The sequence below is a fragment of the Rhodoblastus sp. genome (genome assembly GCF_052145335.1).
Classification (GTDB): domain Bacteria; phylum Pseudomonadota; class Alphaproteobacteria; order Rhizobiales; family Beijerinckiaceae; genus Rhodoblastus.
In genome coordinates, this window is the sequence record NZ_JBKQOU010000064.1 from 1 (window position 1) to 21441 (window position 21441).

The 21441-nt window shown below is 63.9% G+C and carries 20 protein-coding genes; 10 read left to right on the forward strand and 10 right to left on the reverse strand.

Annotated elements, in window-relative coordinates; translation table 11 throughout:
- Positions 1-938 (forward strand): HAD-IC family P-type ATPase (locus ACLP2E_RS04370; RefSeq protein ID WP_442465253.1); only part of this gene is annotated, 938 nt, incomplete at its 5' end.
- Between the two features lie 104 nt (positions 939-1042).
- Positions 1043-1321 carry a hypothetical protein gene (locus ACLP2E_RS04375; RefSeq protein ID WP_442465254.1) on the forward strand — a complete coding sequence of 93 codons (279 nt, stop codon included), beginning with the start codon at positions 1043-1045 and terminating at the stop codon, positions 1319-1321.
- A 37-nt stretch (positions 1322-1358) separates the two neighbouring features.
- Here the strand turns inward: ACLP2E_RS04375 and mscL are convergent, their stop codons facing one another.
- Complete coding sequence (mscL, locus tag ACLP2E_RS04380) at positions 1359-1778, reverse strand: large conductance mechanosensitive channel protein MscL (protein ID WP_442465269.1); 420 nt, start codon at positions 1776-1778, stop codon at positions 1359-1361.
- A 112-nt stretch (positions 1779-1890) separates the two neighbouring features.
- Positions 1891-2829: a hypothetical protein gene (locus ACLP2E_RS04385; protein WP_442465255.1), complete on the reverse strand. Its 939-nt coding sequence runs from the start codon at positions 2827-2829 to the stop codon at positions 1891-1893.
- Between the two features lie 293 nt (positions 2830-3122).
- Between ACLP2E_RS04385 and dnaK the strand changes: the two genes are divergently transcribed.
- The 7 genes from dnaK (at position 3123) to ACLP2E_RS04420 (ending at position 9850) form a co-directional block, all read left to right on the forward strand.
- The gene (gene dnaK / locus ACLP2E_RS04390; protein ID WP_442465256.1) at positions 3123-5027 is read left to right on the forward strand and encodes a molecular chaperone DnaK; all 1905 of its coding nucleotides are present in this window, start codon (positions 3123-3125) and stop codon (positions 5025-5027) included.
- A gap of 187 nt (positions 5028-5214) precedes the next feature.
- On the forward strand, positions 5215-6351 hold the full coding sequence (gene dnaJ / locus ACLP2E_RS04395; RefSeq protein WP_442461861.1) for a molecular chaperone DnaJ: 1137 nt from the start codon (positions 5215-5217) through the stop codon (positions 6349-6351).
- An 84-nt stretch (positions 6352-6435) separates the two neighbouring features.
- On the forward strand, positions 6436-7227 hold the full coding sequence (locus ACLP2E_RS04400) for a class I SAM-dependent methyltransferase (protein WP_442461860.1): 792 nt from the start codon (positions 6436-6438) through the stop codon (positions 7225-7227).
- Positions 7228-7263: 36 nt separating this feature from the next.
- Complete coding sequence (gene pyrF / locus ACLP2E_RS04405; RefSeq protein ID WP_442465257.1) at positions 7264-8013, forward strand: orotidine-5'-phosphate decarboxylase; 750 nt, start codon at positions 7264-7266, stop codon at positions 8011-8013.
- Between the two features lie 116 nt (positions 8014-8129).
- Positions 8130-8309: a hypothetical protein gene (locus ACLP2E_RS04410; RefSeq protein ID WP_442461858.1), complete on the forward strand. Its 180-nt coding sequence runs from the start codon at positions 8130-8132 to the stop codon at positions 8307-8309.
- An 83-nt stretch (positions 8310-8392) separates the two neighbouring features.
- The gene (dapB, locus tag ACLP2E_RS04415; RefSeq protein ID WP_442461864.1) at positions 8393-9190 is read left to right on the forward strand and encodes a 4-hydroxy-tetrahydrodipicolinate reductase; all 798 of its coding nucleotides are present in this window, start codon (positions 8393-8395) and stop codon (positions 9188-9190) included.
- Positions 9191-9226: 36 nt separating this feature from the next.
- Positions 9227-9850: a 2,3-bisphosphoglycerate-dependent phosphoglycerate mutase gene (locus ACLP2E_RS04420; RefSeq protein ID WP_442461857.1), complete on the forward strand. Its 624-nt coding sequence runs from the start codon at positions 9227-9229 to the stop codon at positions 9848-9850.
- 7 nt (positions 9851-9857) lie between these two features.
- On the opposite strand, the gene ACLP2E_RS04425 is transcribed toward ACLP2E_RS04420, so the two are convergent.
- Genes ACLP2E_RS04425 through gshB form a run of 4 tightly spaced genes read right to left on the reverse strand, consistent with a single transcriptional unit; the run spans position 9858 to position 14901 of the window.
- Positions 9858-10463: an alpha-ketoglutarate-dependent dioxygenase AlkB family protein gene (locus tag ACLP2E_RS04425; RefSeq protein ID WP_442465258.1), complete on the reverse strand. Its 606-nt coding sequence runs from the start codon at positions 10461-10463 to the stop codon at positions 9858-9860.
- A gap of 6 nt (positions 10464-10469) precedes the next feature.
- Positions 10470-11066 carry a nucleotide exchange factor GrpE gene (gene grpE / locus ACLP2E_RS04430; protein WP_442465259.1) on the reverse strand — a complete coding sequence of 199 codons (597 nt, stop codon included), beginning with the start codon at positions 11064-11066 and terminating at the stop codon, positions 10470-10472.
- A gap of 56 nt (positions 11067-11122) precedes the next feature.
- On the reverse strand, positions 11123-13939 hold the full coding sequence (locus tag ACLP2E_RS04435; protein ID WP_442461854.1) for a [protein-PII] uridylyltransferase: 2817 nt from the start codon (positions 13937-13939) through the stop codon (positions 11123-11125).
- Positions 13936-14901: a glutathione synthase gene (gene gshB / locus ACLP2E_RS04440; protein ID WP_442461853.1), complete on the reverse strand. Its 966-nt coding sequence runs from the start codon at positions 14899-14901 to the stop codon at positions 13936-13938. Before gshB ends, ACLP2E_RS04435 begins: the two co-directional genes overlap by 4 nt.
- A gap of 388 nt (positions 14902-15289) precedes the next feature.
- On the opposite strand from gshB, the gene ACLP2E_RS04445 reads away from it, so the two are divergent.
- A complete protein-coding gene (locus tag ACLP2E_RS04445) occupies positions 15290-17632 on the forward strand; it encodes an Orn/Lys/Arg decarboxylase N-terminal domain-containing protein (RefSeq protein WP_442461852.1) in 2343 nt (780 codons plus the stop codon).
- Here the strand turns inward: ACLP2E_RS04445 and ACLP2E_RS04450 are convergent.
- The 4 genes from ACLP2E_RS04450 to trpA form a co-directional block, all read right to left on the reverse strand.
- Entirely contained in the window at positions 17591-18217 is a 627-nt protein-coding gene (locus ACLP2E_RS04450; RefSeq protein WP_442461851.1) for a GNAT family N-acetyltransferase, read from the reverse strand. The genes ACLP2E_RS04445 and ACLP2E_RS04450 overlap by 42 nt on opposite strands.
- A 132-nt stretch (positions 18218-18349) precedes the next feature.
- Complete coding sequence (locus ACLP2E_RS04455) at positions 18350-19672, reverse strand: bifunctional folylpolyglutamate synthase/dihydrofolate synthase (protein WP_442465260.1); 1323 nt, start codon at positions 19670-19672, stop codon at positions 18350-18352.
- A 9-nt stretch (positions 19673-19681) separates the two neighbouring features.
- Positions 19682-20545, reverse strand: coding sequence for an acetyl-CoA carboxylase, carboxyltransferase subunit beta (accD, locus tag ACLP2E_RS04460; protein WP_442461849.1), 864 nt, complete (start codon positions 20543-20545; stop codon positions 19682-19684).
- Positions 20542-21441 (reverse strand): tryptophan synthase subunit alpha, encoded by a 900-nt coding sequence (gene trpA / locus ACLP2E_RS04465; protein ID WP_442461848.1) that lies wholly within the window; start codon positions 21439-21441, stop codon positions 20542-20544. Before trpA ends, accD begins: the two co-directional genes overlap by 4 nt.

Below are 21441 nucleotides of genomic sequence, written 5' to 3' on the forward strand. Positions count from 1 at the left end.
ACAAGACGGGGACGCTGACCGAGGGCAAGCCGCGCCTCTCCGCCATCGATGCGGCCCCTGGGTTCTCGGCCGACGACGCGTTGAGATTGGCCGCAAGCCTCGAGCGGTCGAGCGAGCATCCGATCGCCGCCGCCGTGGTCGCCGCGGCGCGGCGCAAGCGCCTCAAGCTCGCCGAGGCCGTCGATTTCCAGGCCTTGGCGGGTGGAGGCGTGGCAGGCGTCGTCGAGGGACGGGCGGTCGCGGTCGGCTCGGGCGCGTTCGCCGCGGAGCGCGGCGCGGACGCCTTGCCGCTCGCCGCACGGGCCGAGACGCTGCGACGCGAGGGCGCAACCGTCGTGTTCGTCGCCGTCGATGGCGCCGTCGCTGCGCTGATCGCCATGTCCGATCCGGTGAAGGCGGGCGCCGCCGAGGCGCTCGCCGCGCTCAAGGCGCAGGGCCTGAAGGTCGTCATGCTGACAGGCGACAATCGCGCGACCGCTGCGGCGGTCGCGGCCAGGCTCGGACTCGAATCTTATGAGGCGGAGGTCCGTCCCGAGGGCAAGGCGGCGGCAATCGTCCGCCTCAAAGACGAGGGCCGGATCGTGGCCATGGCGGGGGACGGCGTCAACGACGCGCCGGCGCTTGCGGCGGCCGACGTTGGAATCGCGATGGGCACGGGAACGGACGCGGCGATCGAGAGCGCCGGCATGACGCTGCTCAAGGGCGATCTCGCCGGCCTCGTCCGCGCTCGCAGGCTGTCCAAGGCGACGATGCGCAACGTCCGGCAGAACCTTGCTTTCGCCTTCTTCTACAACGCCGCCGGCGTGCCGATCGCGGCCGGCGTGCTCTATCCGGCGTTCGGCATCCTCTTGTCGCCGATCGTTGCGGCCGCGGCGATGTCGCTCTCGTCCGTCAGCGTGATCGCCAACGCGCTGCGGCTGAGACGGGTCGCGTTGTGAGCGGCCGGCGCGCGACGGCGCCGTTCGGGCCAACTTTCACCCCACGCGCCTCGTAGCCTTCGCGAGCGCGGCGGGCGGCCGGCGCTACGAGGAGGTTCGAAAGCATGTCCGAATCCTATGACTTCGAGGTCGTCAAGGACAATCAGATCGTCGCCGCCAAACGTCGCGTTCGGCTGCCGCGCCTGCATGCGGCGTGGCCGATCGTGGCGGAGCTCGCCGCCGTCCACGTGAAGGGGTGCCTGATCCGGGTGCGCAACGCGCGCGGCGAAATCGAGATCCTGATCGGCGTCGTCGCAGCGAGACGCACATTCGCTGCGAAGGCGTTCGCCGTCGTCGCCACCCTCTTCGTCGCCGGCGCTGCGGTCGACGGTCTGCCGGTCTGACGCCTGGGCGCCGGTCCGCCTTGCGGCCCCGACAGGTCTAGGCGCTGCGGCGGGCGAGCTGGTCGCGGATCTCGGTCAGCAGCACGACCTCGGGGCTCGGCGGCGGCGGTTCGGCCGGCTTGTTCTTGTCCGGGCGGGTCAGGACGTTGATGCCCTTGATCAAGATGAACAGCGCGACCGCGACGATGGCGAAATTGATCGCCACGCTGATGAAGTCGCCGTAGGCGAGCACGCCGCCCTGCTTGCGCGCGTCCGCCAGGTTGGTCGCGGTCACGGAGCTCGACAGGGGGATGAAGTAATTGGAGAAGTCGGCCTTACCGGCGATGCCGACGATCGGCATGATGAGGTCGTTGACCAGGGCGTCGACGATCTTGCCGAAGGCCGCGCCGATGATCACGCCGACGGCAAGGGCGAGAGCGTTGCCCTTGAGGGCGAATTCCTTGAACTCCTGCCACATCCCCATGTCCGACCCCTCGTCGACGCGCGCCTGATGACGGCGCTTCTTCCCGCCGGAAGCTAGCCGACGTCGACGGCGAAATAAAGCGGGCTTCCGAAAGTCGGAGTCGCGGTTACTGCGGCTTGTCGGCCTCGGCGCCCTCGGCGGGTTTGGCCTTCTTGTGCTTGGCGGCCTTGTCCGCCTTCGCGCTCTTGTCGGATTTCGCGCCCTTGCGCTCCGGGCCCGAGAAGGCCGCGAGCCGAGCCTCGAGCAGCGCCGCGCGTGCGGCGGTCACGCTGGCTGCGCAGAATCCATGCTCGGCTTCCTGCACATAGTCGCGGCAGATGTCGTCGCGCTCGCCCGTAAAGCCGCTCTGGTCGCGCACGAGAGCCGCCGCATCGGAATTGTCTTTGGCGCGCTCCTCGAGGGCGTGCAGCGCATGAGCCATGGCGTTTTCGGCTTCGGTGCGTCGTTTGCCGATGGCCGCGGCGTCCGCCCCTAGCGTTGTGCCGTCCGGTCCCCACAGGCCGCTCGGGCTCGTCTGGCAGTCGGCGGCCTTGAAGACGCAGGCGGTGATCTGCGCCGGAACGAGCACGGCGCCGTCGACGACGTCGAAGGCGAACGGGCAGGCCGGAACTTCGGCATGGTAGCGTTCGAGGCCGTCCGGACGCCCGTCGCTGATCGCCATGATCGGCTTCTCGCCGACGATGTTGAGGACGCAGCGTTGCGCCGCGTCCGAGACGCCTTCGCCGGCGAGGCTCAACTTGTCGATCTGCAGCGTATCGCCGCGGCCGGAGATCTGCAGGAGCCCCGCCTTGCCGTTCAGCATCAGCGGGCGGCCGTCGATCGATTCGGCGCCGGGCGCGGACTTGAGGGCGGCCTTGGCCGCCTTGCCGCTCTTGTCCGCTTTCGCGGCGCTTCCGGACTTCTTTGGCTTCGGCGCAGTCGTCGCCGCTCCGGCCTCCTGAGAGGGCGCCGCCCCCGGAAGGGCGAGTTGGGCGCGGACCGGCGCCGCAGCCAGCGTCAAGCCGCCGATCACGACGGATAGGCGCCAAATCGTCGAGGAAATCATCGGGGCTATCTAGAAGGCCCGGGGCCAAAGGGAAAGCCGTTTGTTGAGGCGGCTCTCTGGCCAGGGAACCCGAGGAATCCGGCGATTCCGCGCCTTGCGCCTCGAAAAGGCCGAACCTATATACGCCGCGACTGACGGGGTCGGCGTCGCAAGCGCGTTGAGTCCGCCACGAATTTACGTGGAATTTAGGGGATCAGAACAGGCGACGCCGGCCGCTTCGGGCCGAGAGGAGTCCTTCTCATGGTCCGGCCGCTGCGGGGCCGGGCGGTCCCGCGAAAGGAGCAGGGAAGAATATGGCGAAAGTGATCGGCATCGACCTCGGCACGACGAATTCGTGCGTGGCGGTCATGGAGGGAGCGACCCCCAAGGTCATCGAGAATTCCGAGGGCGCCCGGACGACGCCTTCGATTGTGGCGTTCACCGACGACGGCGAGCGTCTGGTGGGTCAGCCGGCCAAGCGTCAGGCGGTCACCAACCCGGAACGGACTTTCTTCGCGATCAAGCGGCTCATCGGCCGGTCGTTCGAAGACCCCATGACCAAGAAGGACATGGGCCTTGTCCCGTACAAGATCGTCCGCGCGCCCAACGGCGACGCCTGGGTTACGGCGGACGGCAAGCAATATTCGCCGTCGCAGATTTCGGCCTTCGTCCTTCAGAAGATGAAGGAGACGGCGGAGGCGCACCTCGGCGGTCCCGTGACGCAGGCGGTCATCACCGTCCCCGCATACTTCAACGACGCCCAGCGTCAGGCGACCAAGGACGCCGGCAAGATCGCCGGCCTCGAAGTGCTGCGCATCATCAACGAGCCGACGGCGGCGGCGCTCGCCTACGGCCTCGACAAAAAGAAGGCCGGCACGATCGCCGTCTATGACCTCGGCGGCGGCACGTTCGACATTTCGATCCTCGAGATCGGCGACGGCGTGTTCGAGGTGAAGTCGACCAACGGCGACACCTTCCTCGGCGGCGAGGACTTCGACATGCGGCTCGTCGAGTATCTGGCCGGCGAGTTCAAGAAGGAGCAGGGCATCGACCTGACCAAGGACAAGCTCGCCCTTCAGCGTCTGAAAGAGGCGGCGGAAAAGGCCAAGATCGAGCTGAGCTCGGCCACCCAGACCGACATCAACCTGCCTTACATCACCGCCGACGCGACCGGCCCCAAGCACCTCGCTCTCAAGCTCACGCGCTCGAAGTTCGAGGCGCTGGTCGACGACCTCATCCAGCGGACGGTCGAGCCGTGCCGCAAGGCGCTCAAGGACGCGGGACTGGTCGCGGCCCAGATCGACGAGGTCGTGCTGGTCGGCGGCATGACCCGCATGCCCAAGGTGCAGGAAGTCGTCAAACAGTTCTTCGGCAAGGAGCCCCATAAGGGCGTCAACCCCGACGAAGTGGTGGCGATCGGCGCGGCGATCCAGGCGGGAGTCTTGCAGGGCGACGTCAAGGACGTGCTGCTGCTCGACGTGACGCCGCTCTCGCTCGGCATCGAGACGCTGGGCGGCGTGTTCACTCGCCTGATCGAGCGCAACACCACGATCCCGACCAAGAAGAGCCAGGTCTTCTCGACCGCCGAGGACAACCAGACGGCGGTCACGATCCGGGTCTTCCAGGGCGAGCGCGAGATGGCGGCGGACAACAAGCTGCTCGGCCAGTTCGATCTCGTCGGCATCCCGCCGGCCCCGCGCGGCATGCCGCAGGTCGAGGTGACCTTCGACATCGACGCCAACGGCATCGTTTCGGTGACCGCCAAGGACAAGGCTACGAGCAAGGAGCAGCAGATCCGCATCCAGGCTTCGGGCGGCCTGTCGGAAGCCGACATCGACAAGATGGTCAAGGACGCCGAGGCTCACGCCGCCGAAGACAAGCAGCGCCGCGCCTTGGTCGACGCCCGCAACCAGGGCGAGGCCATGGTCCACTCGGCGGAAAAATCGCTGAAGGAGTTCGGCGACAAGGTCGCGCAGTCCGACAAGAGCGCCATCGAGGCGGCCATCGCCGGCCTCAAGACCGCTCTCGAAGGCGAGGATATCGAAGCCATCAACGCCCGTTCGAACGAACTGGCGCAGGCTTCGATGAAGCTTGGCGAAGCCATGTACAAGGCCGAACAGGCCGGCGCCGGCGCCGAAGCCGGTCACGAGGCCAAGGCCGAGGAAGACGTGATCGACGCCGACTTCAAGGAAGTCAAGGACGACAAGAAAGGCGCCTGAGCGCCATGAAAGCCGGCGCGGTTTTTCCGCGCCGGCCCTTTTCCCGGGGGCACAAGAGAAATTGGTTGCGTCGATAAGCCGCAGCGTCTAGCTCGTCGGGGCGAACCGCGGCTTTTTCAAGCCGCCTTGCCAAAGGTCGTCTTAAGCATCCGCACCGGACCTTCGCAAAATCTGGAAAACAGTGTCGATGGCCAAACGCTGCTATTATGAAATTCTCGGCGTTACCCGCGCCTGTTCCGAAGTCGAGCTGAAAACCGCCTTCCGCAAACAGGCGGTGCAACTCCATCCCGACAAGAATCCGGGCGACAAGGCAGCCGAGGCCAAATTCAAGGAAGTCAACGAAGCCTATCAGATTCTTTCCGACGCCCAGAAACGCGCCGCCTACGACCGGCATGGCCATGCTGCCTTCGAACATGGCAGTGGCGCCAGCGCGGGCGGTTTCGGCATGGGCGAAGGTTTCGCCGCCTCGATGGCCGATATTTTCGACGATCTGTTCGGCGACGTCATGGGCGGCGGGCGGCGCGGCCGTTCGACCGGCCGCGAGCGCGGGTCGGACCTTCGCTATAATATGGAAGTCACGTTGGAGGAGGCCTATCGCGGCAAATCGGCGTCGCTGAAAATTCCCACTTCCGTCTCCTGCGAGGTCTGTTCCGGGACCGGCGCCAAGGCCGGCTCCAAGCCCAAAACCTGTTCAACCTGCGGCGGCGCCGGCCGCGTTCGTGCGCAACAGGGATTCTTTTCCATCGAACGCGCCTGTCCTTCCTGCCACGGACGCGGCGAGGTGATCGACAACCCCTGCCCCAATTGCGCCGGCGCCGGAAGGGTGACGCGCGATCGCTCGCTGTCGGTGAATATTCCCGCCGGCATCGAAGACGGGACGCGGATTCGCCTCACCGGCGAAGGCGAAGCGGGCCTTCGCGGCGGCCCCGCCGGCGACCTTTACATTTTCCTGGCGATCAAGCCACATCCCTTCTTCCAGCGCGAAGGCGCCGATCTTTATTGCCGTGTGCCGATCTCGATGGTGCAGGCGGCGATTGGCGGCGAAATCAAGGTCCGCGCCGTCGATGGTTCGGAAGTCAAGGTCAAGGTCGACGAAGGCACACAGTCGGGCCGCCAGTTCAAGATCAAGGGGCGTGGCATGCCGGTCCTGCGCTCGCGTGAATTCGGCGACCTCTATATCCAGGCCAATGTCGAGACGCCGCAGAACCTGACCAAGAAGCAGAGAGAGCTCCTGGCGGAGTTCGAGAACGAATCGACCCACAAGACCCACCCCGAATCGGCGGGCTTTTTCGCCAAGATGAAAGAATTCTTCGATCTGGCCTGACCCCGGGTCACTACCTTTTCTTGACGACGATTCGAATGTGAGCGATTTATGAATGCTCGAACCGCTCGGGGGCCAGGGCATCAATTGAGCGCGCAAAAAAAGCAGGCGGCAAAAATTCATTCCAGCCCGAAACACTCAATCGACGATCGGCTGGGCGATGAAGCGCGCTTCATTCGCCGCTGGCTGGAAAACCCGCGCCTTGCCGGCGCCATCACCCCCTCCGGCCGTTTTCTCGCCCGCGCGATGGCGGATTGCGTCGATCCCGACGGCGACGGACCGATCATCGAATTAGGCCCCGGCACCGGTCCAGTAACGCAGGCCCTTCTTGCGCGCGGCGTCGCGCCGGAAAGGCTGGTGCTGGTCGAATACGAGCCGAGCTTCTGCCATTTGCTGGCCAAAAAATTTCCTCGGGCGAAAATCTTGCGCGGCGACGCCTATCGGCTGCGCGAAACCCTGGCTGACCATATCGAAGGCCGGCCCGCGGCCATTGTCTCCAGCCTGCCCTTGCTTACCACGCCAGAAGTGACGCGGCTTTCCCTGCTGCGCCAGGCTTTCGACCTGATGGGGCCGGAGGGGCGCTTCATACAATTCACTTACGGAGTGAAATCGCCGGTTCCAACGCACGTCGGCGGCGGCCTGCATTTCAAGACCCAGAGCCTGGCGCCAATCTGGCTCAACCTGCCTCCCGCGCGTATTTTCGTCTATCGCCATGTCGATTGCCCTCATTCCGTCGAGCCTCCGCTGGACGTGATCGACAAGCTCCTACGCCAGTCACGCCGCATTGGCCTCGAAATCCGCGGCGAATTCGAAGAAGCCCGCGTCCGCCTGGCCGCGAACGGCGCCAAGGCGAATGTTTCCAAATCGCGCCGCTCGTGATTTAACACCGCCGGCTTCATCTATTTGCAGGCGGTCATGACAGCGTCCTCCCTCGCCCAATCTTCCATCGCCTCAAGCGAAAAACTCATCGTCGCCTTGGACGTGCCCGACGTCGCGCAAGCTCGAAAAATGGTCGAGCTTCTGGGCGACAGCGTCGGCTTCTACAAGATCGGCATGGAGCTGGCCTATGGCGGCGGGCTCTCGCTGGTCGAGGAGTTTTCGCGGGCCGGCAAGCAGGTCTTTGTCGACCTGAAACTCCATGATATTGGCGCCACCGTCGAAAAGGCCGCCGCGCAGATCGCCAGGCTCGGCGCGCGTTTCCTGACTGTCCATGCCTTTCCGCAAACTCTCGCCGCCGCGCGGCGCGGCGCGGAAGGCTCGGGCCTGCAGGTGCTCGGCGTCACGGTGATGACTTCCTACGACGACGCCGATCTCGCCGCCGCCGGCTATCGCCTGCACTTGAGCGAACTCGTGGCCTTGCGGGCGATGCAGGCGAGGGAGGCGGGAATAGCCGGCCTCATTCTCTCGCCGGAGGAGCTGAGCGCGACCCGCGCGCTGGTCGGCGCGGACATGCTGCTGGTCACGCCGGGGATCCGACCGGCTGGCGCGGCGCTCGACGACCAGAAAAGAGTGGCGACGCCATACGACGCTTTATCGCGCGGCGCCGATTTCATTGTCGTCGGCCGGCCGATACTCTCTGCGGCAGAGCCGCGCCAGGCGGCTCTGGCCATTCAGCGCGAAATCGCGGCGGCCTTGGCAGGACCGAACACGCGTCCGACAAAATAAAAAACGCCGGGCGTACCTCCGGCCCGGCGTATCGTCCTGAGCACTGGGGGACAGCGCCTCGGACAAGCGAACCTAGCCCGCCCCCGTGACTGTGCGGTGACAATTCTTCGAAAGGTTTGAGACAATGGCGAGGCGTCACGCGTCACTGTGCACGACGCCGAAGAGAAGCCCGCGAATGCAGCGTCATTCTCGAATTCGACGATTACGAAACCGCCGAGGCCTATTTCAATTCGGCGGATGGTTCCTACCGTCCCGGCGCCGCCGATTTCGATCTGCCTCTGGTTGAAGGCGTCTAAAACGCTCCGGGCTTTTGCCTTCAGGCGAAAAAGCCTATAGAGCGGCCCTAAACATAAAAATCGGAGTTTCTCAGATGGATGATATGCGCCTGGTCGTAGTCGGCGCCGCCGGGCGCATGGGCCAGATGCTGGTCAAGGCGATTTCGGCGACCGAAGGCGTCGTCCTCGCCGCAGCGCTGGAGCGGCCCGGCTCGCCCGCCATCGGGCAGGACGCCGGCGTGATCGCCGGGCTGGGGCCGATCGATGTGGCGATCAGCGACGATCCCCTCGCCGCTCTGCTCAAGGCCGATGGCGTCATCGACTTCACCGCTCCGGCGGCGACGGTGGAAATGGCCGCTTTGGCGGCGCAGGCGCGCATCGTCCATGTCGTCGGCACCACCGGCATGCTTGACGTCGATCTCGCCAAGCTGGAGGCCGCCGCCCGCCATGCCGTCATCGTGCGCTCCGGCAATATGAGCCTCGGGGTCAACCTGCTCGCCGCCATGGTGGAAAAGGTCGCCCGGACGCTCGGCGCCGACTGGGACATCGAAATTCTGGAAATGCACCACCGCATGAAGGTGGACGCACCCTCTGGCACCGCCCTTCTACTTGGCGAGGCCGCGGCAAAAGGTCGCGAGGTCGCTTTGGCCGAACGCAGCGTGCGCGCGCGCTTCGGCCACACCGGCGCGCGCCAGCCGGGCGACATCGGTTTCGCCACTCTGCGCGGCGGCACCGTGGTCGGCGATCACAGCGTGATTTTTGCCGGCCCTGGCGAACGCATCGAATTGAAACATGTAGCTGAGGATCGCGGAATTTTCGCACGCGGCGCCGTTCAGGCGGCCTTGTGGGCTCGCGAACGCAAGCCGGGCCTGTATTCCATGGCCGACGTGCTCGGCTTTTGATCCTTAATAAATCAAAGCTCTAACAGGAGAGATAAAGTGTCGGAACGTCTTCTCGTGCTCGTGCGCCACGGCCAGAGCGACTGGAACCTGAAAAACCTGTTCACCGGCTGGAAAGACCCCGATCTGACCGAGCAGGGAATCGGCGAAGCCAAGGCCGCCGGCCAGCGCCTGAAGGGTCTTGGCCTCATTTTCGACACCGGCTTCACTTCCGACCTCACCCGCGCGCAGAACACGATGAAGCTGATGCTGGCGGAACTCGGCCAGGACGCGCTGCCCGTCTCCAGGAGCGAGGCGCTGAACGAGCGCGATTATGGCGACCTGTCCGGCCTGAACAAGGATGAGGCGCGGAAAAAGTGGGGCGAGGAGCAGGTCCATGTCTGGAGGCGCTCCTACGATGTTTCGCCGCCCGGCGGCGAAAGCCTGAAGGATACAGTGGCGCGCGTGCTGCCCTATTACAATCAGGAAATCCTGCCCGCCGTGCTGCGCGGCGAACGCACTCTGGTCGCGGCGCATGGCAATTCGCTGCGCGCTCTGGTCATGGTGCTCGACCGCCTGACGCCAAAAACCATTCCGAGCATGGAATTGGCGACCGGCGTGCCGCTGGTCTATCGCCTCAAGGCGGATTCGACGGTGGAATCGAAACAGGTGCTGGAAGCCTGAATTTTTCCTACCGCGCCCGGCGCAGAGTCAGGTTGATTCGGGCCGGCGGCGACAACAGCGTCGACGTTCCCGGCAAAATCTTGTCGACGCCATGAAACATTTTTCGCGCCGGGCCGCCGAAGACGAGAATGTCTCCTGAATCGAGTCGGATGGTCTCGCTCGGTCCGCTTCTCGTCTCGCCGCCATAGCGGAAACGGCAGGAATCGCCGAGCGACACCGAGAGTATCGGCGCGTCAAAAGAGATTTCGTCGCGGTCCTGGTGTGGCCCCATCCGCGCCAGCGCATCGTAGAAATTGATCAGGCAGGCGTCGGGCGCGCCGTCGTAATCCGCATGGTCGCGCCACAAACGCAAAATGCTTTCCGGCATCGGCGGCCACGCGCGGCCGGTTTCGGGATGGGTTTCCTGATAGCGGTAACCGGAAATGTCCGACACCCAGCCTAGCGGCCCGCAATTGCTCATGCGGACGGAAAACGCCTTGCCGCTGTGCGGCATGACGGGCTGGAACAAAGGCGCCTGACGCAAAATCTCGCGCAAATCCGCCAGCAACGCCACTTGAGCGGCCCGGTCGAGCGCCGTCTTGTAAAGGCGAAGGCCGGGCTTGAGCGTCAGCATCGAAAATCAATTAGGCTTTACGCCGCCCTTTGCGACGCCCACCTTGGCCGGGCGCAAAACCCGTTCGCCGATGGCAAAACCGTCTTCGATCACTTGCGCGACCGTGCCGGGGGCCAGGCTTTCGTCCAGCGCCTCGAACAGGGCCTCGTGGAAATTCGGATCGAACTTCTGGCCCTGGGGCTCCAGCTTGCGCACGCCGTGGCGGGAGAGGCGGGAGAGGAAATCGCGTTCGGTCAGCTCGATGCCCTCGACGAAGCTTTTGAGCGCAGGATCCGCGCCCTCAAGCGCCCCTGCAGGCACGTTGTGGAGCGCCCGCGCAAGATTATCGGCGAAAGTCAACATGTCCCTCGCGAAGGAAGTCACGCCATAGGTCTTGGCGTCGGCGACTTCCTTCTCGGTGCGGCGACGCAGATTTTCCATTTCCGCCAAGGTGCGCAGCACCTTGTCCTTGAGGCTGGCGTTCTCGGTTATCAGCGCCTGCACCGCCGCCGCATCGCGCTCGGCGTCGCTGCGTGCGGGCGCCGAATCCGCGACAGGCTCGGCGGCAGGCGTTTCAACCGTTTGCGAAAGCGTCTCGTTCTGCAGGTCTTTACCGTCGTTCATTGGTCAACCATTTTTGTGTTGCGTCGGCCAGCATATCGGCCCGTGTGCGGCAAAAATCAAGCTTTCCGCTTGATGTTGAACACGTCGAGCAGATTCCTTCGCACCGCGGCCTGGCGCGCCGGACTGATCACTTTCGCGCCGGTCAGGTCGGTGACGTAAAACACGTCCACCGCCTTTTCGCCGAAAGTGACGATATGGGCCGAGGCGATATTCAGGTTCAGCTTCGACAGGGCGAAGGTCAGGTCGAAAAGCAGTCCGGGCCGGTCGAGGCCTGAAACCTCGATGACGCTGTACATATGAGACAGGCTGTTGTCGATCACCACATCCGGGGGCACCGAAAAAGTCTCGGCGCGGGAACTGGCGGAATTGGCTTTCACTGCCACCAGTTCGCCAAGCCGGATTTCACCGCGCAGAGCCTGCTCGGTCGAGCGGGCGATGCGCTGGCCGCGCCGCTGTTCATCCTCGTCGCGCTCGAAAGCGCGGGAAATGCAGATCGTGTCCACCGCCAGGCCATCGGCGGTAGTGAAAATCTGGGCGTCGACAATATTGGCGCCCGAGGCGGCGCAGGCGCCGGCGATAATCGTCAGCAGTCGCGGATGGTCAGGCGCGACGACCGTGAGTTCGGTGACGCCCCGGAAGGCGTCTGTAACCACTTCCGTGGCGAGGGAATGCATTTCCACCGCGCTGGCGTGCAGCAGCAGTGCATGCTGGATCTTGTGCGGCAGATCGACCTTGAGCCAATAGGCCGGATAATGCCGTGCGGCGTATTCGGCGAATTCGTGATCGGACCAGGCCGGCAGCTTGTCCCGCAATTCCCGCTGCGTCTGTTCGACGCGGCGCTTGCGGTCGACCGAAGAATGGCCGCCAGCCAGCACCACCTCGGTCTCCCAATAGAGCGTGCGCAGCAGTTCGCCCTTCCAGCCGTTCCACACGCCGGGACCGACTGCGCGAATGTCGCAGACGGTCAGGACGGTGAGCATTTTCAAGCGCTCGATGGTCTGCACGGTCTTGGCGAAGCCTTCTATGGTGCGCGGGTCGGCTAGGTCGCGGCTCTGGGCGATGTTGGACATGATCAGGTGATGCTCGACCAGCCAGGCCGTCGTTTCCGTCTCGGCCTCGTCCAGGCCGAGACGCGGGCAAAGTTTTCGCGCCACCTGCGCGCCGGCGAGGGAATGATCCTCCTTGCGGCCTTTTGCGATGTCGTGCAGCAGCAAAGCCACGTAAAGCGCGCGGCGATGCGAAATGCTCGGCATGATTTCGGTGGTCAGCGGCAGGTCGGAATCGCTGAGGCGCAATTCGACCCCCGCCAACTCGCCCATGGCGCGCAGCAAATGCTCGTCCACCGTATAATGGTGGTACATGTTGAACTGCATCATCGCGACGATGCGGCCGAATTCGGGAATGAAGCGGCCGAGCACTCCGGCCTCGTTCATCAGCCGCAGCGCCCTTTCGCTCGATTTCGGCGTGGTGAGAATTTCGAGAAACAGCCTGTTGGCTTCGGGGTCGGCGCGCAACTTGGCGTCGATGCGCTTCAGCGATTGGGTGACCAGACGCAAGGCGTCCGGATGGATCGGCAATTCATTGCGCGCCGCAACCGAAAACAGCCGGATCAGATTGATCGGCTCCTTTTCGAAAACATCGGTCGAGGCGACGGTGACGCGGTCGGTCTCCAGCGCGAAGGGTTCCAGATCCTTGGGCTTGCCGCGCCGCCGGAACCGGCCGACGAAACGGTCGAAAACGGCGCGCGGCTTGGCCTGGCGCTCTTCCAGCGCCGCGCAGACGATATTGGTGAGATCGCCGACATTTTTGGCCATCACGAAATAATGCCTCATGAACCTTTCAACGGGGGACAGGCCGTCGCGCTCGGCATAGCCGAGTCTCTGGGCGACCTGGCGCTGAAGGTCGAAACTCAGCCGCTCCTCGGGGCGGCCGGTGATGAAATGCATGGTGCAGCGGACCTTCCAGAGGAAGGCCTCGCAACGGCGAAACAGTCGCAATTCGTGCTCGCTGAACAGACCGACGCCGACGAGCGCCTCGGCGTCCTGTACGCGATAGGCGTATTTTGCAATCCAGAACAAGGTGTTGAGGTCGCGCAGCCCACCCTTGCCCTCCTTGACGTTGGGCTCGACGAGATAGCGTGAAGCGCCGGCCCGCTGGATGCGCGTGTCGCGTTCGGCCAGTTTGGCGGCGACGAATTCGGGCGCAGAATGGCGCACGATATCATGGTCGAAGCGCGTCAGCATGGTATCGAGCAGGGAGCGGTCGCCAAGAATCAGCCGGCATTCGAGCAAAGTGGTTCGAATGGTCATGTCGGCCTTGGCCTGTTTCAGGCATTCGTCGACCGTGCGCGTTGCGTGTCCAACCTTCTGCTTCAAATCCCACAGCAGATAAAGCATGGCCTCGACCACCGCTTCGTCGCCGGCGCGATCCTGGCTGCGCAGCAGGAACAAGAGGTCGATATCGGAGCCCGGCGCAAGGGCGCCTCGGCCATAGCCGCCCACCGCGACGACGCAGAGATGTCCCGAAGCCAACTTCGGATGGATATATCTGACGACGCAGGAATGGATGGAGCGCAAAAGCTCGTCCTCGACATAAGCGATATGGGCCCCGCAGGCGAGGCCCGAGCCCTTTTCCTCCAAAGCGCGCCGCGCCTTCGCCACGCCACGCGCCAGAGCCTTGGCGAAAACCTCCACCGCCGCCTTGCGGAATTCCGGCGTCCCGGCGCCATGCTGCTCGGCGAGGCCAGCGATTTCCGCGTCGACGGCGGCGTGGTCGATCAGCGCCTTCATCGGCAATTCGAGGCGCGGCCCGGTCCATTTAGGCGCCGGCGGCGGAACATGATCGCGAAGCGCGAGATTGGCTTGCAGCGTCATCCCGTCGTCTCCAGCGCTTTCTGCTTCTGCTCGATCGCGTTCCATATGGCGGCGGCGACATCGGGGCCTCCGGTGCGCTGGATGGCGCGGATGCCTGTCGGCGAGGTGACGTTGATTTCGGTCAGATAACCGTCGATCACGTCGATTCCGACGAAGATCAGGCCGCGTTTTTTCAGTTCCGGCCCGATGGTGGCGCAAATTTCCTGCTCGCGGGCGGAAAGCGCAGTCGCCTCGGCGGCGCCGCCGCGCACCATGTTGGAGCGTATGTCGTTGAGCGCCGGCACGCGATTGACCGCGCCGCACGGTTCGCCATTGACGAGGATGATCCTTTTGTCGCCCCGGCTCACGGCAGGCAGGAATTTCTGCACTACCCATTGCTCGCGGAAAGAAGTGGCGAAAAGATCATAGAGCGAGCCGTAATTGGCGTCCTGGGTCAAAAGGCGGAACACAGCGGCGCCGCCATGGCCGTGCAGCGGCTTCATCACCACTTCGCCATGTTCAGTTCGAAAGGCGTCGATCGCCGCCTTGTCGCGGGTGATGAGGGTGGGCGGCATCAGCTGCGGAAAATCCATGACAAACAGTTTTTCCGGCGCATTGCGCACGCTGGCCGGATCGTTGACCACCAGGGTTTCGCCGCCGATCTTTTCGAGCAGATGGGTCGAGGTGATATAGGCGAGATCGAAGGGCGGGTCCTGGCGCAGCAGCACCACATCCATGTCGCGCAACGCGATTTCGCTGGGATCGCCGAGTTCGTAATAATCGCCCCTGACGTCGCGAACCTTGAGCGGCTGCACCACGGCGACCACGTCCACGCCGCGCAGAGACAGCCGGTCGGGCGTGTAATAGCAAAGCTCAAATCCGCGCGTCTGGGCTTCCAGCAGCAAGGCGAAGGTCGAATCGCCGACAATATTGATGCGTTCGATGGGGTCCATCTGAACGGCGATTCTCTTGTGATGGTTCATTCCCGACGATTCTCCGGCCCCTGTTCACGGCTCACTCGATGCGATTTCCGCGAATTTCCATTTAGTTGTATAGATTTTTCGCTCCCGGCAAAGCGAGATCGCCGCTGACCGCATCGGTCTGGAACATGGCGACGATATTGGCCTTTTTCGAGCCGCGCATTTTATTTTCGAAAATGGCGCAGGGACCCAGACGGTACTCCATCGTCCATGGGCGGCGTCGGTGAAGGCCGGCGGCCTTACGAAACATGCAGCGGGATCAATAAAGTCCTTGGTCCGGCGGCGCGATTTGCCATGATGGGCTTCCATTAAAGCCAAATTTCATCAAAGAGTCACAGGCCAGCGTCAAATCGACCATCTGATTCCACCGCACGCCACTTCGGGTACCGCCATGGATTATTTTCGCCGCTTCACCTTCCTGCTCTACGCGCCGGCCTTCGACGCCGATGAACTGGAGGGCACTCGCCTGGACCAGATCGTCGCAGCGGTGGGAAAATCCGGCTTCGAGGTGGTCAAGGCGCGCCGGGTCGAAGACGCCGAACTGGCGATCAAGACCGACGCCGCCATCGGCTGCATGGTGTTCGACTGGGGCAAGAAGGGCATGGACGGCAAGACCGCCAGCCTGATCTCCTATGTCCGCAAGCGCGGCCTGGAAATGCCGATCGTCCTGCTGGTGCGGCGCAAGCGTTTCGAGGACCTGCCGATCGACGTGCTGGACAATGTCGACGGCTACGTCTTCCTGTCCGAGGAAACCCCTGAATTCATCGCCAAGAATCTCGTCAGCCGATTAAAACAATATGCCGAGACGCTGAAGACGCCGTTCTTTGGCGAACTGGTCGACTACGCCGAGGAAGGCAACCAGCTCTGGACCTGCCCCGGCCATAACGGCGGCGTGTTTTACAGCCGCAGCCCGATCGGCCGGATTTTCGTCGAACATCTCGGCGAGGCGATTTTCCGCGACGATCTCGACAATTCAGTGCTGGAGCTTGGCGACCTGCTGGTTCACGAAGGCCCGGCCCTGCGCGCCCAGAAGGAAGCCGCGAAAATCTTCGGCGCCGAGCGCACCTATTTCGTCCTCAACGGCACCTCCGCCTCCAACAAGATCGTGCTGTCGGCCATAGCCGCGCCCGGCGACCTGGTGCTGTTCGACCGCAACAACCACAAGGCCGCCCATCATGGTGCGCTGATGCTCGGCGGCGGCATTCCGATTTATCTCGAAACCGACCGCAACGCCCAGGGCATGATCGGGCCGATCGATTACGAGGCGCTGGACGAGGAGCGGATTCGCGAAAAAATCCGCAATTCCCCTCTGGTCACGGACCCGAACGCCTGGAAACGCGAGCGGCCCTTTCGCATCGGGGTGATCGAGCAATGTTCTTATGACGGTACGATCTATAATGCCGAAACCATTCTCGCCAAGATCGGCCACCTTTGCGATTATATTCTGTTCGACGAAGCCTGGGCCGGCTTCATGAAATTCCACCCGCTGTTCGCTGGCCATTTCGCCATGGGCCTGGCCAACCTCGGACCCGACTCGCCGGGCATCATGGCCACGCAGTCGACCCACAAGCAACTGGCGAGCTTTTCCCAGGCGTCGCAAATCCACGTCAAGGACCGCCATATCAAGGGACAGTCGCGTCGCATCGAACATCGCCGCTTCAACGAGACTTTTCTCATTCACGCCTCGACCTCGCCATTCTATCCGCTGTTCGCGTCGCTGGACGTCGGCGCGCAGATGATGAAGGGCAAGTCCGGCGAGGTCCTGTGGGACGACACGATCCGGCTCGGCATCGAATTGCGGAAAAAAATCCGCGCCCTGACACGCGAGTTCAAGGACAAGGCGCGCGAGCCGGAACAGGCCTGGTTCTTCGATCCCTTCGTCGCCGACATGGTGAACACGCCGAACGGAAAAATACCCTGGGAAAGCGTGCCCACGGACGATCTCGCGGAAAATCCCGCCTATTGGACCTTCGAACCCGGCGCCCCATGGCATGGTTTCCGCCATATCGCGCCCAATTATGCGATGACGGACCCCTGCAAGCTGACCTTGCTGACGCCGGGCTTCGACCGCGCGACGGGCGAATACGCCGAGTTTGGCGTGCCGGCGCCGGTGGTTGCGCAATATTTGCGTGAAAACCGCATCGTGGCGGAGAAAAACGACCTCAATTCGCTGCTGTTCCTGCTCACTCCCGGCGTCGAATCGAGCAAGGCGGGATCGCTGATTTCGGCGCTGGTCGCTTTCAAGACCTATTACGACCGCAACGCGCCGCTCGAAGAGGTGATTCCCGAATTCGTGGCGCGCCGGCCAAAAAATTACGCGGGATTGCGACTGCGCGACCTCTGCGCGCAAATGCACGAATTCTATCGCCAGGCCGGCACCAGCGCGCTGCAGCGCCTGCAGTTCCGGCCGGAACACCTGCCGCGCCAGGCCATGAGGCCGCAGGAGGCGGTTCAGAAACTAACTCGCAACGAGGTGCGCTATCTGCCGCTCGATCAGATGGAAGGCAAGATCGCCACAACGCTGTGGGTCGTCTATCCACCGGGCATCGCGACCATCGCGCCGGGCGAAATTATCGACGAGCGGGCCCGGCCGATGCTCGACTATCTCAAGACATTCGAGCGCGGCGCCAACCTCTTCCCCGGCTTTGAGGCGGAAATCCAGGGCATCTATCGCGAGATCGATGCCGACGGCTCAATCCGATTCCACACTTATGTCGCCGATCCCGAGGGGTGAGGGGACATAGCCGGGCGGCGGCGTGCTGCTGCCCGGGCCCAGGGCGCGCTGCAGCATGACGCTGTCGTACCAGCGGCCGAATTTGAAGCCGATCCCCTCGAGACAGGCGACGCGGCGGAAGCCGCAGGCCTCGTGCAGTTTCAGCGAGGGGCCGTTGGCGGCGTCGACGTAGGCGATCATTTGCCGATAGCCTGCGGCGGCGCAGGCCTCGATCAGCGCCGGCAATAATCTGCGCCCGACGCCGGCGCGCAGATGATCCTGATGCACGTAGATCGAGTGTTTCACGCAATAGCGATAGGCTGGCCTCTTCCGGAAGGGCACGGCATAGGCGTAGCCGATGACAACGCCGTCAAGTTCGGCGACGAGATGCGGCAGCCGGTGCTTCTGCATGTTCTTGCGGCGGCGCTTGATGTCGTCGGCGTGCAGCGGTTCGAATTCGAGGCCGCCCTGACCCTGCTGCACATTGCGTGTATAAATGGCGAGCATGGCCGGCGCGTCGGCGTCGGTGGACGGCCGGACGATGATTTCGCCGGTTTTCCGTGGCCCCGTCGGCTCGCCGCCTTCGTCCGTCGCGATCGTCTGCATGGCTGTTTGCGTCCCGGTTTTTCGCCCGCCACGGGCAGACCTCATCCCATAGCCGATTTTTTTCGCCGCCGGGAGAGCTCATCGCGATCAAGGAATCTCTCGCATAAGCTCGGCGTCGCCTGTCAACTTGGATCAATCAGGCGAGCGACCATCGGCGGCCAGAACCTCCCCGGCCAGATAAAGCGAGCCGGCAATCAAAATGCGAGGAGGCTCGGGCCAGCTCTTTTCCGCCAATTCCGACAAGGCCGCCTCAACGCCAGCGCAGGCCTTCGCGCGGAAACCCAGTGTGCGGGCGAGTTCCGCGACATCCTCCGGCTTGCGCCCAATATGCTCGCCGGCCATAGGCACGGTCATGATCTTGCTCGCCAAGCCGCCGAAATGGCGCAAAAAGGCCTGCGAATCCTTGGCCAGCAAAGAGCCGTAGACCAGAATCAGCGGACGCGGCGCCTTTTCCTCGAAATCGGCCATGGCTTCGGCAAGAACGCGGCCGCCAGCCTCGTTATGACCGCCGTCGAGCCAAAGCTCGGCGCCCGGCGGAGCCAGCTTGGCCAGCCGCCCCCGGCCGAGATTTTGCAGCCGCCCCGGCCAGGACGCGCGGACCACGCCGGTCTCGAAAGCGCCCAAAGGCAGATCGGGAAACACTTTTCGCACCGCCGCCATGGCCACGCCGGCGTTGACCAGTTGATGACGGCCGGGCAGGCGCGGCAAGGGCAGGTCGAGCAGGCCGCTTACGTCCTCGTAAACCATCCGTCCGCGCTCGGCGCGGCAGAGAAAATCCTGGCCCTGCAGCGAGACCGGGGCGCGCAGACGGTCCGCCACGCGCTCCAGCACGCCCAGCGCCGCCTCGCTCTGCGCCGCGAAAATGACGGGAACGCCCGGCTTGATGACGCCGGCCTTTTCAAAAGCGATTTTCTCGATCGTGTCGCCGAGAAATTCGACGTGATCCATCGACACCGGCGTGACGACGGCGCAGGCTGGCTCATCGACGACATTGGTGGCGTCAAATCGTCCGCCCAGTCCGACTTCCAGCAACAGGACGTCGGCGGGAGTGTCGGCAAAAAGCTTGAGCGCCGTCGCCGTGGTCGCCTCGAAAAAGGTGATGGGATAGCCGTTATTGGTCCGCTCTATCTCATCCAGCGCCTTCGACAACACCTCGTCCTCAACCAGACGGCCGCCGCCTGGCGCCGCCAGCCTTATGCGCTCGCGAAAATGCACCAGATGGGGCGACGTATAGACATGAACGCCGAGGCCCGCCGCTTCGAGAATCGCGCGCATGAAAGCGATGGTCGAGCCCTTGCCGTTGGTGCCCGCGACATGGATCACCGGAGGCAGGCGCCTCTCAGGTTCGCCCAGGGCGGCTAGCAGCCGCTGGATTCGACCCAGCGACAGATCGATCCTTTTGGGATGCAGATCGAGCAGTCGCGCGAGAATGGCGTCGGGCGCCGTCGTGACCATCAGTGCCCGTCAGGCCGCCGCTTGCGCGGGCGCCTTGGTCAGCAGCCGGCAGATGCGGCCAAGCGTTTCGCGCATTTGCGCGCGGGGGACGACCATGTCGACCATGCCGTGCTGGCGCAGATATTCCGCGCGCTGAAAACCTTCCGGCAGGCGCTCGCGAATGGTCTGTTCGATCACCCGCGCGCCGGCGAAGCCGATCACCGCTCCGGGTTCGGCGATGTGAATATCGCCGAGCATGGCGTAGGAGGCGGTGACGCCGCCGGTGGTCGGATTGGTCAGTACGACGATAAAGGGCAGTTTCGCCGCCTTGAGACGCTGGACCGCCACCGTGGTGCGCGGCATCTGCATCAGCGAGAACATGCCCTCCTGCATGCGCGCGCCTCCGGAGGCGGTGAAAATGATGAAGGGGGTTTTCTGCTCGATAGCACGAAAAATGCCGGCGACAATGGCCTCGCCCGCCGCCATTCCGAGCGAGCCGCCGAGAAAGTCGAAATCCTGCACGGCGACCGTCACCTGCAATCCCTGCAAGGCGCCCGCGGCCAGCCGGATCGCGTCGGCAGCGCCGGTCTTGACGCGGTAGTCTTTCAGACGGTCGGCGTATTTCTTGACGTCGCGAAACTTCAGCGGATCGCTCGGGACTTCCGGCGTCGGCAAGGTTTCATAGGCGCCGTCGTCGAACAGCGAATCCAGCCGCGCCACGGCCGGTATGCGCATGTGATAGCCCGAGCCGGGAACAACGTAGAGATTGGCCTCAAGATCCTTGTGGAACACCAGTTCGCCGCTATCCGGGCATTTGACCCAGAGATTTTCCGGCGTCTCGCGCTTCAGAAAGGAGCGGATTTTCGGCGGAACGACATTGGAGATCCAGTTCATGGGCTCACTCTTTCGTTGGTCGCGCTGGCGGCTTCATTTGTCCCGCTGGCGGCGCCTGCCTTGGCCGCGCTTTCTCGAACGGCGCTGGCGACGCCCGCCGCCAATTCCTCGACCAGCGCCGCAACGGCCTTGACCGCCGCGTCGCCGCCGCGGCCCTGCTCGTCGAGCGTTTTGGCGAGAGCGTCGATCAGCGCCGAACCGACCACCACGCCGTCGGCATGAGCGGCGATGGTCGCCGCGGCGGTTGCATCCTTGACGCCGAAGCCGACCGCCACCGGCAGCGGCGTATGCGTCTTGATCCGCATCACGGCGTCGGCGACGCGCGAATAATCGGGACGGCCTGCGCCGGTAATGCCGGTGATCGACACATAATAGACGAAGCCCGACGTGTTGGCGAGGACCGTCGGCAGCCGCGCGTCATCGGTGGTCGGCGTCGCCAGACGGATGAAACTCAATCCCGCCTGCAAGGCCGGCAGGCACAGTTCCGAATCCTCTTCCGGCGGCAGATCGACGACGATCATGCCGTCCGCCCCCGCCGCCTTGGCGTCGACCAGGAATTTATCCACGCCATAGACATAGATCGGATTGTAATAGCCCATCAGGATGACCGGCGTCTCGGCATCGGCCTTGCGGAATTCCGCAACCAGATGCAGCACGCCATGAAGCGTCATGCCGGCATGCAGCGCCCGCAGGCCGGCGGCTTGAATGGCCGGGCCGTCGGCCATCGGATCGCTGAACGGCATGCCCACTTCGATAATATCGGCGCCCGCCTTGGGCAAAGCCTTGAGCAAAGCCAGCGAGGTCGCCGGATCGGGATCGCCCCCCATGACGAAAGTGACGAGCGCCGCCCGCCCCTTCGCGCGCAAAGCGGCGAAGCGTTGATCGATGCGGCTCAT

Bases quoted from the DNA above. Each gene is read 5' to 3' on its own strand.
- ACLP2E_RS04385 (WP_442465255.1), bottom strand. From the start codon at position 2,829: ATGATTTCCTCGACGATTTGGCGCCTATCCGTCGTGATCGGCGGCTTG.
- dnaJ (WP_442461861.1), top strand. From the start codon at position 5,215: ATGGCCAAACGCTGCTATTATGAAATTCTCGGCGTTACCCGCGCCTGT.
- dnaK (WP_442465256.1), top strand. From the start codon at position 3,123: ATGGCGAAAGTGATCGGCATCGACCTCGGCACGACGAATTCGTGCGTG.
- ACLP2E_RS04425 (WP_442465258.1), bottom strand. From the start codon at position 10,463: ATGCTGACGCTCAAGCCCGGCCTTCGCCTTTACAAGACGGCGCTCGAC.
- pyrF (WP_442465257.1), top strand. From the start codon at position 7,264: ATGACAGCGTCCTCCCTCGCCCAATCTTCCATCGCCTCAAGCGAAAAA.
- dapB (WP_442461864.1), top strand. From the start codon at position 8,393: ATGCGCCTGGTCGTAGTCGGCGCCGCCGGGCGCATGGGCCAGATGCTG.
- ACLP2E_RS04435 (WP_442461854.1), bottom strand. From the start codon at position 13,939: ATGACGCTGCAAGCCAATCTCGCGCTTCGCGATCATGTTCCGCCGCCG.
- accD (WP_442461849.1), bottom strand. From the start codon at position 20,545: ATGAACTGGATCTCCAATGTCGTTCCGCCGAAAATCCGCTCCTTTCTG.
- trpA (WP_442461848.1), bottom strand. From the start codon at position 21,441: ATGAGCCGCATCGATCAACGCTTCGCCGCTTTGCGCGCGAAGGGGCGG.
- ACLP2E_RS04375 (WP_442465254.1), top strand. From the start codon at position 1,043: ATGTCCGAATCCTATGACTTCGAGGTCGTCAAGGACAATCAGATCGTC.
- mscL (WP_442465269.1), bottom strand. From the start codon at position 1,778: ATGTGGCAGGAGTTCAAGGAATTCGCCCTCAAGGGCAACGCTCTCGCC.
- gshB (WP_442461853.1), bottom strand. From the start codon at position 14,901: ATGAACCATCACAAGAGAATCGCCGTTCAGATGGACCCCATCGAACGC.
- ACLP2E_RS04455 (WP_442465260.1), bottom strand. From the start codon at position 19,672: ATGGTCACGACGGCGCCCGACGCCATTCTCGCGCGACTGCTCGATCTG.
- ACLP2E_RS04445 (WP_442461852.1), top strand. From the start codon at position 15,290: ATGGATTATTTTCGCCGCTTCACCTTCCTGCTCTACGCGCCGGCCTTC.
- grpE (WP_442465259.1), bottom strand. From the start codon at position 11,066: ATGAACGACGGTAAAGACCTGCAGAACGAGACGCTTTCGCAAACGGTT.
- ACLP2E_RS04450 (WP_442461851.1), bottom strand. From the start codon at position 18,217: ATGCAGACGATCGCGACGGACGAAGGCGGCGAGCCGACGGGGCCACGG.